General features: G+C 68.5%; 14 protein-coding genes. 4 read left to right on the forward strand and 10 right to left on the reverse strand.

Going from position 1 to position 12,420, the window contains the following annotated elements; genetic code table 11:
• Positions 1-116 precede the first annotated feature (116 nt).
• Together ACWEIJ_RS42580 and ACWEIJ_RS42585 are read left to right on the forward strand one after the other, a co-directional pair.
• The gene (locus ACWEIJ_RS42580; protein WP_449842992.1) at positions 117-1,484 is read left to right on the forward strand and encodes a glycoside hydrolase family 43 protein; all 1,368 of its coding nucleotides are present in this window, start codon (positions 117-119) and stop codon (positions 1,482-1,484) included.
• Between the two features lie 130 nt (positions 1,485-1,614).
• The gene (locus ACWEIJ_RS42585; protein WP_449842993.1) at positions 1,615-2,715 is read left to right on the forward strand and encodes a PucR family transcriptional regulator; all 1,101 of its coding nucleotides are present in this window, start codon (positions 1,615-1,617) and stop codon (positions 2,713-2,715) included.
• Positions 2,716-2,799: 84 nt separating this feature from the next.
• On the opposite strand, the gene ACWEIJ_RS42590 is transcribed toward ACWEIJ_RS42585, so the two are convergent.
• The 8 genes from ACWEIJ_RS42590 to ACWEIJ_RS42625 form a co-directional block, all read right to left on the reverse strand.
• Entirely contained in the window at positions 2,800-3,852 is a 1,053-nt protein-coding gene (locus tag ACWEIJ_RS42590; RefSeq protein ID WP_449842994.1) for a PucR family transcriptional regulator, read from the reverse strand.
• A gap of 260 nt (positions 3,853-4,112) precedes the next feature.
• On the reverse strand, positions 4,113-4,661 hold the full coding sequence (locus tag ACWEIJ_RS42595; RefSeq protein WP_449842995.1) for a hypothetical protein: 549 nt from the start codon (positions 4,659-4,661) through the stop codon (positions 4,113-4,115).
• Positions 4,662-4,701: 40 nt separating this feature from the next.
• Positions 4,702-5,070: a peptidase inhibitor family I36 protein gene (locus tag ACWEIJ_RS42600; protein ID WP_449842996.1), complete on the reverse strand. Its 369-nt coding sequence runs from the start codon at positions 5,068-5,070 to the stop codon at positions 4,702-4,704.
• A 40-nt stretch (positions 5,071-5,110) separates the two neighbouring features.
• Positions 5,111-5,668: a hypothetical protein gene (locus ACWEIJ_RS42605; protein ID WP_449842997.1), complete on the reverse strand. Its 558-nt coding sequence runs from the start codon at positions 5,666-5,668 to the stop codon at positions 5,111-5,113.
• A 40-nt stretch (positions 5,669-5,708) separates the two neighbouring features.
• Positions 5,709-6,098 (reverse strand): hypothetical protein, encoded by a 390-nt coding sequence (locus ACWEIJ_RS42610; protein ID WP_449842998.1) that lies wholly within the window; start codon positions 6,096-6,098, stop codon positions 5,709-5,711.
• Positions 6,098-6,478 carry a peptidase inhibitor family I36 protein gene (locus ACWEIJ_RS42615; RefSeq protein ID WP_449843043.1) on the reverse strand — a complete coding sequence of 127 codons (381 nt, stop codon included), beginning with the start codon at positions 6,476-6,478 and terminating at the stop codon, positions 6,098-6,100. Before ACWEIJ_RS42615 ends, ACWEIJ_RS42610 begins: the two co-directional genes overlap by 1 nt.
• A gap of 164 nt (positions 6,479-6,642) precedes the next feature.
• Positions 6,643-7,317 (reverse strand): response regulator transcription factor, encoded by a 675-nt coding sequence (locus tag ACWEIJ_RS42620; protein ID WP_449843044.1) that lies wholly within the window; start codon positions 7,315-7,317, stop codon positions 6,643-6,645.
• A 234-nt stretch (positions 7,318-7,551) separates the two neighbouring features.
• Entirely contained in the window at positions 7,552-8,235 is a 684-nt protein-coding gene (locus ACWEIJ_RS42625; protein ID WP_449843045.1) for a glycoside hydrolase family 12 protein, read from the reverse strand.
• 94 nt (positions 8,236-8,329) lie between these two features.
• Between ACWEIJ_RS42625 and ACWEIJ_RS42630 the strand changes: the two genes are divergently transcribed.
• Complete coding sequence (locus ACWEIJ_RS42630) at positions 8,330-8,800, forward strand: hypothetical protein (protein ID WP_449842999.1); 471 nt, start codon at positions 8,330-8,332, stop codon at positions 8,798-8,800.
• Between the two features lie 80 nt (positions 8,801-8,880).
• The gene (locus ACWEIJ_RS42635; RefSeq protein ID WP_449843000.1) at positions 8,881-10,167 is read left to right on the forward strand and encodes an ABC transporter substrate-binding protein; all 1,287 of its coding nucleotides are present in this window, start codon (positions 8,881-8,883) and stop codon (positions 10,165-10,167) included.
• Positions 10,168-10,171: 4 nt separating this feature from the next.
• On the opposite strand, the gene ACWEIJ_RS42640 is transcribed toward ACWEIJ_RS42635, so the two are convergent.
• Both ACWEIJ_RS42640 and ACWEIJ_RS42645 read right to left on the reverse strand, forming a co-directional pair.
• Complete coding sequence (locus ACWEIJ_RS42640; protein WP_449843001.1) at positions 10,172-11,176, reverse strand: class I SAM-dependent methyltransferase; 1,005 nt, start codon at positions 11,174-11,176, stop codon at positions 10,172-10,174.
• A 104-nt stretch (positions 11,177-11,280) separates the two neighbouring features.
• Positions 11,281-12,219 (reverse strand): PucR family transcriptional regulator, encoded by a 939-nt coding sequence (locus tag ACWEIJ_RS42645; RefSeq protein WP_449843002.1) that lies wholly within the window; start codon positions 12,217-12,219, stop codon positions 11,281-11,283.
• Positions 12,220-12,420: the final 201 nt, after the last annotated feature.

Consider the following 12,420-nt stretch of genomic DNA (forward strand, 5'->3'; position numbering starts at 1 on the left):
GCTTTTTCGATGCAGTTCGATACGAGCGGATGACGTTAGCGTTAACATCGGGTCTTGCCCGGCCGCTCGGCACTGGTTACCTTCACCTGAGTTCACCGAGGAACCAGGAGAGGCCCATGCGTCAGCGGAGGATCCACCGGTGGCTCGCCGGAGTCGCGAGCCTCGCCTGCCTTCTCGTGCTCACGCCGGCGACCGGCAAGGCGGACAACCCGATCGTCCAGCACGTCTACACCGCCGACCCGTCCCCGCTGGTCCACAACGGACGCCTGTACCTCTACACCGGGCACGACGAGGACGGCTCGACCTACTTCACCATGAAGGACTGGCGGGTCTGGTCGACGACGGACATGGTGAACTGGACCGACCACGGCTCGCCGCTCAGCCTCTCCACGTTCAGCTGGGCGAAGCAGGACGCGTGGGCCGGGCAGGCCGTCGAGCGCAACGGGAAGTTCTACTGGTACGTCCCGGTGGTCAACCGGGCGACCGGGCGCATGGCCATCGGCGTGGCGGTGGGAGACACCCCCACCGGCCCGTTCCGCGACGCCCTGGGCCACCCGCTGGTGGAGAACGGCGAGATCGACCCGACGGTCATGATCGACAGCGACGGCCAGGCCTATCTCTACTGGGGCAACCCGAACCTCTGGTACGTGCGGCTGAACACCGACATGATCTCCTATTCGGGCGGGGTGAACCAGATCCCGCTCACCACCGCCGGGTACGGCACGCGCACCGGCGACGCCAAGCGGCCGACCCTGTACGAGGAGGGGCCGTGGGTGTTCAAGCGCAACGGCCTGTACTACAACGTCTTCGCGGCCAAGTGCTGCTCGGAGTTCATCGGCTACTCCACCTCGCCCGGCCCGACCGGACCGTGGACCTACCGCGGCACCGTGATGCCCACCCAGGGCAGCAGCTTCACCAACCACCCCGGCCTGATCGACTACAAGGGCGGCTCGTACTTCTTCTACCACAACGGCGCGCTGCCCGGCGGTGGCGGCTTCACCCGCTCGGTCGGCGTCGAGAAGTTCAGCTACAACGGTGACGGCACGATCCCGACGATCAACATGACCACGTCCGGACCGCCGCAGGCCGACACCCTCAACCCGTTCGTCCGGCAGGAGGCCGAGACCATCGCGTGGGGCTCCGGCATCGAGACGGAACCGTCCAGCGGGGGCGGGATGAACGTCGGCTGGCTGGAGAACGGGGACTGGATCAAGGTCAGGGGCGCGGCCTTCGGTGCGGGAGCGTCGAAGTTCAGCGCGCGGGTGGCGTCCGCGTCCGGCGGCGGCACGCTGGAGGTCCGTCTCGGCAGCGCGAGCGGCACGGTCGTCGCGCGGTGCACCGTGCCCGGCACCGGCGGGTGGCAGCAGTGGACGACGGTGTCCTGCCCGGTCAGCGGACTGAGCGGCACCCAGGACGTCTACTTCAGGTTCGCCGGTGGCAGCGGCTACCTGTTCAACGTCGACTGGTGGCAGTTCACCGCCTGATCGGTCCGATGTGGACTGATCGGCTCCCGCGCACTCCGACATCGGCGGAAACGAGTCAGAACGCCGACGAAAAGCAGGCAAAACGGACCTAGCATCGACCCGGACAGCGAGGCGCCACCGAAGGAGAACGATGACCCGGGTCTGGGAAGCGCACACCGTGACGCAGCACCTCGCCGCACTCGGCCTGGACGACACCGACCACCCGGCCGACGTGCGATCGGTGCAGGCCCTCGCGCTGACGGCGCACAGCGAGGCCATCGCCACCGGGACGCCTCCCGAGCACGGGCTCGCGAGGCTCCGCGAGCTCGGCGCCCGCCGCGCGGCCGCACGCGGACCGCTCGACCCCCTGCTCGGCGCTCTGCACAGGACCACCGACGACGTGGTCGAGGCCCTGGCGTCGGCGCAGCAGGTGCTCGGCGACACCGCGCACCTCGTCGACCGCGTCCGCGCCACCGGCTCCGCGTTCGTGCGCGCCCTGCTGACCGGTTTCCAGGAGGCGTACCCGTCCGGGCAGGAGCATCCGCCGCCCTCGGACCGGCAGCTGCTCGCGTCCGGTCTGTTGTGGCACAACGAGGTCCCGCACCGGCTGCGCGGACGGGTGGCCAAGAGCTACGCGGTGGTGGCGGTGCACCGCGAGAACACGGCTCCCGGCGACCTGACGGCCATGCTGGACAAGGCGTTCACGGCCTGCGGCGCCGCGGACGTGCTCCCGCTCATCACCGAGGACGACGGCTACGTGCTCGCACCGGCACGCGACGAGGGCCAGGCCGCGGACCTGTGCCGGCAGGTGCACCAGGCCCTGGGCGGTGAGACCTGGCTCGCGGTGTCGTGGTGCCCGTCCCACGAGGTGAGCACCTCCAGGGAGGAGGTGCAGGCGGTGCTGACGCTGGTGCGCGACGGTCAGCGGGAGGCCGGCGTCTACCAGCTCGGTGACGTGCTGGTCGAGTACGCGGTGATGCAGGACCCCTCGGCGGTGAACCACCTCGCCGCGCTGATCGCCCCCGTGCTGCGGCAGGAAGTCCTGCACACCACGCTGAAGGCGTTCATCGCGGCCAACGGCAACCGGAGCAGGGCCGCCGAGGCGCTGAAGATCCACCGCAGCACCCTGGACTACCGGCTGAGCCGCATCGAACAGCTGACGGGTTGCCAGCCCACCAACGAACGCGGCGTGCAGCTGCTGGCCACCGCGATGGCGACCTGCGCGGCGCCGCCCGAGAACGCGGGCGCCTGACCGCCGTTGGTGAGGGGGAACGCGCCCCGCCCGTCTTCTTCAGCATCAGGTGGTGCGCCGAGCCTCGGCGGCACGGCTTCCCGGTCACGCGCCCTTGAGCTGCCCGAGACCGAGGTCTCGTTCCGGGCTCACCTCCGCCAGCGCCCACAGCGCGTACGCGGAGGTGAGCGTGCGCATTCCGGGCAGCGTGGCCGGGGACTGCCCGGTGACCTGTTCGATGCGGTCGAGCCGGTAGTCGATGGTGCTGCGGTGGATGACGAGGCGTTCGGCCGCTCGGGTGCGGTTGCCGTCCTCGCGGATGAGCGCCTCCAGCGTCTCGCGCAGCACGTCGTTGGTCATCACGGGCTCGATCAGCCGCCGGAAGTGGCGGGTCGTCTCCGGCGAGCGCATCGCGGCGTACTCCAGCAGCACGTCCTGGCGGCGGTAGGCACCGGGCGGCAGGCGCAGCGCGGTCACGAGCGCGAGCACGTCGGACACGGTCTGCCTGCCCTCCGGCACCAGCGCGCTGCGCACCCAGGCCACCGCCGTCCACACGCCGTGCGGCCCGAGCGCCTCGGCCACCCGCTCGCACACCCGCACGGCTTCCTGTTCGGTGTGGACGGACAGCAGCACGTAGCCGCGGCCACCGCGCAGCAGGGGCATCGTTCCGGGGCCACCGCACCACCGGAAGGCGCTCTCCGTCGCGTTCGCTGACGCGCCCTCCGTGCGGACGGCGACCACGGCGTAGCCGGGCGCGATCCGCTCGACCGCCGGCCGCGCCTCCCGCGTCTCACCGGTGAGCAGGGCCAGGGCGAGATCACGCGGCCCCGGCGAGGTGTCGTGGTGCGTCTGCCGGAAGCCCCGGAGCAGCTCGACGGCCACCCGGCCGCAGGCGTCACCGAAGCGGCGCAGCACCGAACACCTCCTGGGCAGGTCACGCAGGGCGGAGTCCAGCAACTCGCCCGCCAGCCGGTTGAGGGTGTCCAGCAGGACGTCGAGGTCGCCTCCCGAACGCGCCCAGAGCCCGCCCACCTCGCGGACCTCGGCCGCGGTGCCCGGCCCCCAGAAGCCGTCTCCGGCGAGCGCCGCCGCGTAGACCGGCAACAACCGCTCGGCGAATGACTCGGGAGACGTCGCGACAATCCTGGTTTCCGTCATCGTGCACTCCCCTGGACTGCGGCACCTGAACCGGCGACCCGTGGTGAAAATTGCTTTCACAGAATACTTCCGCCCGCACCGCGCGTGAACTTCCGAACGCAGTTCAAATGCGCGGACGTCATCCGGAACCAATTCCTCCGAGGACATCCGCCGTCGACTCATCGGATGCCGGAAATAATTCCACGGTGTGCACGACGGGCAGCGGACGCAGAACGCCCGGCGGGAACGGGCCCGCCGGGCGTGCTGATGTTGTCGCGTGATCAGGCGGGACCTGCGTCCCAGTTCTCCCACACGATGTTGTCCTTGGTGGCGACGAGGCCTTCCACCCGCCACGTCCGGTAGTTGCAGTTCGAGTCCCGCTCGGTCACCTCGGTCTGCACGTACCACTGACGAGCCGAACCCTTGGCGTAGTACTTGCGCCACCCCGGCACTTCGACGCGGAGCTGCGCCATCGTCGAGATGGTGTTCGACTCCGTCACCGACTGCGAGACCTGCGCGGTGAACACCGCCTGGAACATGTTCCAGTCAGCGCGGAAGCTCTGCTCGGTCGACCTCGTGTCCTCGACCCGCCGTTCGAGCACCATGGTCTGGGTGTTCGGCGAGTAGTTGCGCAGCTCGCCGTCGAGCAGCATGTGCAGGACTTCCCACTTGTTCGTCACCTGGGCGCGCTTGAAGTACGAGCACCCCGACGCACCAGCGGCCGAGTCCGGCGACGCCGCCTGGGCGGGCATCACCGCCCCGGCCAGCGAAATCCCGGCGACCATCGCACCCACGCCGAGCCTGCGCAGCAAAGCACTTCCGACCTTCACGTGATTCCTCCACTTGCGATGCGGGTAGGGACGAGCGGGATCAGCACCAGTGGGTGTACAGCCCGAGGTGGGTGATGCGGTCCTCGTACTCGGAGCCGACGTGCCAGAAGTTGTAGCCGGGCGGAAGGCAGCGGTGGCTGCCCTCGGCGTTCCAGATGTGCAGGTAGTAGGCAGTGTTGTTCTTGATCGAGGAGGTGGTCCTCGACTGCGGCCAGTTCCGGATGTCGTACTGGTAGTTGCGCTGGAGGTCGTTCTCCCACCAGTACGACTTGTAGCCCTCGAAGCTGGGGTGCTCCCACAGGCAGAACCTGGCCTGGTCGCACCTGTCGTCGGCCTGGGCGGGGCTCGCGAGGACGACCGGGGTCACCAATGTCGCCAGGCACAGCAAAAGGACGCGCAATTTCTTCATCTCAGATCTCCAAAGTCGGTGAGCGGGCGTCAACCGGCGCTCAGGCGGGACCCGCGTCCCAGTTCTCCCAGACGATGCTGTCCTTGGTGGCGACCAGGCCTTCCACCCGCCACGTCCGGTAGTTGCAGTTCGACTCGCGCTCGGTCACCTCGGTCTGCACGTACCACTGACGAGCCGAACCCCTGGCGTAGTACTTCCGGTATCCCGGCACCTCGACGCGGAGCTGCGCCATCGTCGAGATCGTGTTCGACTCCGTCACCGACTGCGAAACCTGCGCGGTGAACACCGCCTGGAACATGTTCCAGTCGGCGCGGAAGCTCTGTTCCGTCGACCTCGTGTCGCTGACCTGACGCTCCAGCACCATGGTCTGCTTGTTCGGCGAGTAGTTGCGCAGCTCGCCGTCGAGCAGCGTGTGCAGGACCTCCCACTTGTTCGTCACCTGGGCGCGCTTGAAGTACGAGCACCCCGACGCACCAGCGGTCGAGTCCGCCGAACCGGGCGACGCCGCCTGCGCGGGCATCACCATTCCCGCCACCGAGATCCCGGCGACCATCGCACCCACGCCGAGCCTGCGCAGCAAAGCACTTCCGACCTTCACGTGATTCCTCCACTTGCGATGCGGGTAGGGACGAGCGCGATCAGCAACCGGGAACGTCGCTCCAGCCGCCGATGACGATCTGGCCGACGTTGTTGTCGAGGTGGCCGGGGAGGTTGACCTCCGAGTTGGGCCACACCTTGCACTCGCCCCAGCCGTTGGCGGCCCGCACGATCACGTAGCGGTTGGTGGTGGCGTTGACGACGTTCGACGCGGTGGTGCGCGTGCGGTACTGGGTGTTGTAGGTGCCGTCCTCCGTACCCACCCAGACGGCGTCGCCGCCGTGGTTGGGGTGTTCGAAGACGCACACCAGCCGCAGGCCGCGGCAGTCGTCGATCGGGGCGGCGGAGGCCGGCAGCACCGGACCGGCGACGACACCGGCGAGCGCGGCCAGGGCACCGAGCACGATCTTGTTGCGCTTGGTCATCGTCATCACGCCCAGTGGGTGCAGCCGTTGTAGTTGTAGGGCTCGATCTCGATCGCCTGCAGCTTGTCGTCCCAGCCGTCCGGGAGGTCGCGCGAGGAGACGCCGGGGCTGAAGCAGAGCCCCAGGTAGCTCTCCCGGCCGACGAGCTTCACCGTGTAGCCGGTGCGGTTGATGAACGACGTGGTGTTCTGGAAAGCGCCCGAGTACGAGTAGTAGCCCGGCCGGCTCTCCTGCCAGATGGGATGACCGCCGTAGTTGACGTCCCTGAACGCGCACGCCACGCCGTAGTCGGGACAGTCGTTCACCCCCGCGGACGCGGGAGCCGCCATTCCGACCGCTGTCGCGAGCGAGGCGATGCTGAGCGCGACGCCGATTCCGAGGCGCATCTTCACGATCCACCAGCTCCTAATGTTTCAGGTACTTTCGGGGAGCCGGTCGATTTTCGAATCCGCGTCCCCTCAACTGCGTGACAACTACATCACACCGGGGATTCAGCTACCTGAAGACGCGTTCAGGAAATTGTTCGGAAAAGCCTTCCACACATCTCTGGTCAGCCCGAGAGACGCTCGGGGCAGTCGTCCACGGCGAAGAGGTAGCCGCTGCCGCGGACGGTTCTGATGACCGAGCGGTCGGCGTCGGCGAGCTTGCGCCGCAGGCTGCAGATGTAGGTTTCGACGATGTTCGACTCCCCCTGGAAGTCGTAGCGCCACACGTGGTCGAGAATGGCGGACTTGGTCACCACGCGGCCCGCGTTGCGCACGAGCAGGCAGAGCAGCTCGAACTCCGTCGTCGTGAGGCTCACCCACCGCCCGTCCACCCGGACCTGCCGGGTGTCGGTGTCGATGGAGACCGGCCCCGCCCGCAACGTCGTGCCCGTGGCCGGCAACGCCCGCCGGGCCGCCAGCACCTCGACGCGCAGCACGAGCTCGCCGGCCGCCACGCCGGACGAGACGAAGTCGTCGGCGTAGCAGAGCTCGGCCGGCCCGTGGCCGTCGGCCAGGAGCAGGACCGCCGGCCGCACCGGGAGGGTGCGCAGGGTCCTGAGGAACGCGGCGCCGCAGGACTCCGGTCCGCCCGTCACCAGCACCACCACGTCGGGGGCCTGGGCGCGAACGTGGTTCAGCACCTGTTCCCCGAGTGGGACCGCCTTGACGTGCATTCCCGCCGCGCGGAGGAGGTCACCGACCGCGAACGGTGCGCGGCGGTGGTCGTGAATGAGGAGCACCCGCAACGAGCGAGGCTCCGGGAAGGTCAACAACCGGCTTTGTCGCATGGTTCGTCCAGGCTCGTCGAGTTCCGCGTCCGAAAAAGACCGCGGTGATCGCCAACCTAGGTGCGGCGCACAACGCCCGAGAGCAACTGCCGAGACAGTTCCGACATTCCCGGAAAAGACGGCGGGACGAAGGAGTGCCGGCGAGGTCTCCTGGCCTCGCCGGCACTCGTTCAGGAACTGCTCACGTCACCAGGACGACACGGAATAGCTGTTCGTGCCGAAGTTGAGGCCACCGCTCGACGACGTGATCTCGTAGCCGAACTGCACCTCGCCGAGCGTGACGTCGCCGTACCAGCCGCGATTCTTGATCCACTCCATCACGGCTTTGATGTCGACGGTGCCGGAACCGGTGTTGCCCTGGCGGATGAACGAGAAGACCTCGTTGTAGCCGTTGGTGCCGCGGTAGACGTCCCAGCCGTGCCCACCGACCCAGGTGGAGGTCTGGTACGACCCGATCGGCCCCACCGGACCGAACTTGTTCATCCACAGCATGATCTCGTACCGGTTGTTGTCGGCCCAGATGTCGTAGGCGGTCGTGTAGGCGCCACCCGCGGGCGCGTTCACGTTGAAGCTGCTGCTCACGCCGCCGATCGAGCTGAGCTTCCTGTTCACGGCCTTCGCCGCGTGCGGGTAGGACTTCACCCCGCCGGTGTTGGGGTGATCGGCCCACACACCCCAGTTGCTGTACGAGTTGGCCCACAGCGTCTGGGGGCCCGCGCCGCTGCCCCAGATGTTGTTGCGCAGCGTGTAGCCGCCGTCCGACCAGGTTCCCCACTGGTCCGAGGTCCACCAGGTCGCCGCCTGGGCACTTCCCGAACCGAGCAGCCCGACCACGAGCGCGACCGTCATCGTGGTCAGGACGCGAAGCATCCTTCTCATCGCACACCCTTCCGAACACCTTTGACCGGAAAAGAACTTCGAGGTAATCGAAGCGTTTCACCTGAGGCAGGAACATAGGCATCGAATGCATCGAACACAAGCCCGGCGGCATTTCGACTCACCGGTGCGCCGCGCGGCTGCGACACCGGGCCCGCGTGCAGTTCCAGAGATTTGGGCCAAGTCGATCCGCAGCCTCGAACTCGAGTTGAAATTGATCTTTTCGACAACCCCGGCACGCTCAGTCAGCTTCGCCCGCACGGGAGTCATCCTCGCCATTTCCGCCGCATTCGCGCTCGGCACCGGCGACTTCTTCGGCGGAATAGCGGCACAACGCGCGTCCGTGTGGACCGTGGTCCCGTGGTCGAATCTCGCCGGGGCCGTCGTCGCGGTCGCCGGCCGCGGCGGGCCGGTGCGGGGCGTGGCGACGGTGTGCCCTGCCGGCGGTTCCATTCGTGTCGGCCAGCACTACACCCACGACAGCGGCGCGGCGGTCACTGGTGCTCGTGGCGTTCAACTGAACGGACTACGACCTGGGCCGTCCCGGTTAAACACTTGACACCTGGGAATGACGCGGATCACACTCCCCGGATCTGGGAGCGCTCCCAGGTACGCAGCCGAGACCAGAGGAGTTCTCCCGTGCGTGCCCGTCGCTGGACCAGCGCGCTGGTCTGTGCCGTCACCGCCGTCGCGTCCGTCACCGCCTGTGGAGCGGGTGGTGCGGCCAGTGGGTCGGAGGGCGTCACCGGACTGACCATCGCCACGTTCAACGAGTTCGGCTATGAAGACCTGTTCAAGGAGTACGAGGCGGCCCACCCCGGTATCAAGATCACCCAGCGCAAGTCCGGGCAGGGCGGCCCGCACCACCAGAACCTGTTCACCAAGCTCGCCGCCGGTTCCGGCCTCGCCGACATCGAGGCCGTCGAGGAGGGCTACCTCAGCCAGGTCATGTCGAAGGCCGGTCAGTTCAACGACCTCAAGGAGATCGGCCCGAAGGACGTGTCCGTCGACCGCTGGCTGAAGTGGAAGGCCGACGCCGCCACCACCAAGGACGGCAGGCTCATCGGCTACGGCACCGACATCGGCCCGCTCGCGATGTGCTACCGCAAGGACCTGTTCGCCAGGGCGGGTCTGCCGTCCGAGCCGGAACAGGTCAAGCAGCTGTTCGCCACGTGGGACAACTACTTCGCCGCCGGGGACCAGTTCGTGGCCAAGGTCGGCGGGGTCGCCTGGTTCGACAGCGCGGCGCAGATCTTCAACACGATGCACAACCAGCACGAGGTCGGCTACTTCGACCGCGGCGACACGCTCGTCGTCGAGACCAACCCCGACATCAGGGCGGACTGGGACGCGGTCACGAAAGCCGTCGCGAAAGGACAGTCGGCCAAGCTCCCCGCCTGGAGCAACGAGTGGAACATCGGCTTCAAGCTGGGCAGGTTCGCCACCACGGCGTGCCCGTCGTGGATGCTCGGGGTCATCGAGACCCAGGCCGGGCCGGAGAACGAGGGCAAGTGGGCGGTCACCGACGTGTTCCCCAACGGCGGCGGCAACTGGGGCGGTTCGTACCTGACCGTGCCGAAACAGGGCAAGAACGCGAAGAAGGCCGCCGAGCTCGCCGCCTGGCTGACCGCACCGGAACAGCAGATCAGGGCGTTCAAGGCCAAGGGCACCTTCCCGAGCCAGGTCGAGGCGCTCGAGGACCGGGCACTGCTGGAGCAGGTCAACACCTACTTCGGTGACGTTCACGCGGGCGCGCTGTTCGCCGCGCAGGCGCAGAAGGTCAAGGCGGCCCAGTACAAGGGTCCCGCCGACGGGCGCATCCAGGAGACCGTGTTCAGCCCGGCGCTGCAGTCCGTCGAACAGGGCAAGAACGCCGACGAGGCCTGGCGGGCCGCGGTGCAGGAAGCCCGCAAGGCCGCCAAATGACCGTTCACACCGGTTCGCGCACCGCGTGGAACAGGTGCTGACGCGCCGATGACCTGCTGCCCACCCACAGCTGGGTGCTCACCTCGAATCCCGCGGCCCGCAGGGCGGTCTGCCAGGCACGGCCGGACGGAAAGACGTCTCCCCCGCGCAGGACCGTCCCGCCGCGCGGCGGTGAGTGCAGGAAGTGGGTCGACGTCAGCGCGACCGGATCGTCCTCGGTCGGGGTCGTGAGCACGAGTTCCCCGCCCGGCACCAGGAGGTCCCGGATCCGCGTCAGCGCGCGGCAGATGTTGACCGCGTGGTGCAGGGTGTGGCCCGCGACGACCACGTCGGCGGCGGCGTCCGGGAAGCCCTGCGCGCGGAAGTCCTCGTTGACGTCCAGGGTCTCGGCTCCGAGGGGTTGCCCGGCGAGGTCGGTGAACCGGTAGTGGCGGGTCAGGTCGGGTGACTCGCGCAGCACCGCCGCGGTCAGGCGCCCGGCACCGCAGCCCAGCTCCACCACCCGGACGGACGGCCCGCACCGCAGTGCGGCCCTGCGGACGAGCTCGGCGCACACCGCGTCCAGCTCCCGGGTCAGCGCGGAACGTCCCTCACCGGCCAGTGCGCCCAGCTCCGTGCTGCCGGGCCCGAGCAGCTGGGCCGCGGTGACCTCGTCTCGCAGCAGTTCGGGCAGGTGCGCCAGGGCGCGCAGGTGGAGCAGGGCCACCTCGGGCGGGGTGCCGAGCAGTTCGTGCAGGAGGTCGAGCTCGCCGATGCCCGCACCGGGCACCTCGCCGCGCACCCGGTAGACGTCACCGTCGAGCTCGACCACGTCGTGCCGGGCCAGCACCCGCAGCCACCTCGGCACGAGCCAGTCGTGCCGCCGGGCGACGCCCAGCGACCGCGTGGTGTCGGCGATCGTCCTCGTCATCCCCGGCACCAGGCGCAGCGCCGATGCCATCGCGGCGAGGCTGACGAGACCGATCCGGCCCGAGGTGGACAGGCTGAGGGTCACTCCTGCAGACGTCAACGAACGATCCTCTCCGGTGTGGCGGCGACCACCGGATCACCGTTCGCGGAACTGGTCAGTCCACTGAGGACTGGTTGAGCGTCCATTGAGGACTGATAGAGCGGTCAGCGCAGCGAGTCCGCGATCAGCGCGGCGGTCAGCAGGTGCACACCGCGCCCGCTGGTGGGGTCGCAGCCCGTGATGCTCGCGATCCGCTGCAGCCGGTAGTCGAGCGTGCTGCGGTGGATGAAGAGGTCGCTCGCCGCCTTGTTGCGGTTGTAGTCGGCGTCGATCAGCGCGGTGAGCGTCTCCCACAACATCGGGTGGGCGCGCAACGGCTTGATCACGTCGGCGAGGTTCTTGGCGACCTTCTCGTGGCGCACCACCGCGTACTCGACGAGGACGTCGGAGAGGCGGTACACCCCGCTGGGGCGCCGGCCGGCGGTCACGAGCCGCATGACCTCGGCGGCCTCGCGGAACCCGTCCGCGAGCTCGGCCCTGGCGCGCTTCGCGACGGCGAGCCAGCCGTTGCTGTTGAGGCACTGACCGAGCTGGGCGGTGGTGCGGCCCGTGCGCTCGTCGTCGACGTCGGGCACCAGCAGCACCAGGTCGCCGTCGTGCCGGGTGCTGAGCACGCCCGGACCGGCGATCTTGGCCCGGAGGGTCGCCGCCCGGCGCGCGACGGAGCCGCTGGCGACGACGATCAGGTAGCGCGGCGCGAGGCCGTGCAACACCGACTGCGACACCTCGTGGCCCGCGATCAGGTCCGCGGCGAGGTTCCTCGGCCGGGTCGCGGCCTTGCGGGCGAAGCCTTCGAGGAACTCCTCGATGATGGAGCCGCTGCCGCGCACCAGCTCGGCCAGCTCGGGGTCGTCACCGGCGGCCTGGAGCAGGACGTCCACCAGATCGTCCTGGCGGTCCCCCGCCCACTTCTCGCCGGCCTCGCGCACCTTGGCCAGGAACTCCTCCGGGCCGGACGGGGTGTCGCAGTCCACCGGGTGCAAACCCGGATAAACGGGTCTGACATCCACCGAGGACTTCAGCTCAACCGCGGTTTCCGCCATTGTCGATGCACCTTTCCGAAGGACACGGTCGTGTCGACGAAACACGATGCCTGGATAGCCATCACGTTTTCTTCGAATCCCCCGACCGGGGGCCTCGGGTTCACGAGGAGTTCCACAGATCTACGAAAAGATTAGTGATCAGCGGAAGATGAGGTCAACGCTCCGTACCAAATACTGGGGTGCCGTTCCACCTGTGGTTCG

Source organism: Lentzea sp. NPDC004789 (assembly GCF_053601075.1).

Bases quoted from the DNA above. Each gene is read 5' to 3' on its own strand.
- ACWEIJ_RS42645 (WP_449843002.1), bottom strand. From the start codon at position 12,219: ATGGCGGAAACCGCGGTTGAGCTGAAGTCCTCGGTGGATGTCAGACCC.
- ACWEIJ_RS42580 (WP_449842992.1), top strand. From the start codon at position 117: ATGCGTCAGCGGAGGATCCACCGGTGGCTCGCCGGAGTCGCGAGCCTC.
- ACWEIJ_RS42585 (WP_449842993.1), top strand. From the start codon at position 1,615: ATGACCCGGGTCTGGGAAGCGCACACCGTGACGCAGCACCTCGCCGCA.
- ACWEIJ_RS42615 (WP_449843043.1), bottom strand. From the start codon at position 6,478: ATGCGCCTCGGAATCGGCGTCGCGCTCAGCATCGCCTCGCTCGCGACA.
- ACWEIJ_RS42600 (WP_449842996.1), bottom strand. From the start codon at position 5,070: ATGAAGAAATTGCGCGTCCTTTTGCTGTGCCTGGCGACATTGGTGACC.
- ACWEIJ_RS42625 (WP_449843045.1), bottom strand. From the start codon at position 8,235: ATGCTTCGCGTCCTGACCACGATGACGGTCGCGCTCGTGGTCGGGCTG.
- ACWEIJ_RS42610 (WP_449842998.1), bottom strand. From the start codon at position 6,098: ATGACGATGACCAAGCGCAACAAGATCGTGCTCGGTGCCCTGGCCGCG.
- ACWEIJ_RS42630 (WP_449842999.1), top strand. From the start codon at position 8,330: ATGCATCGAACACAAGCCCGGCGGCATTTCGACTCACCGGTGCGCCGC.
- ACWEIJ_RS42590 (WP_449842994.1), bottom strand. From the start codon at position 3,852: ATGACGGAAACCAGGATTGTCGCGACGTCTCCCGAGTCATTCGCCGAG.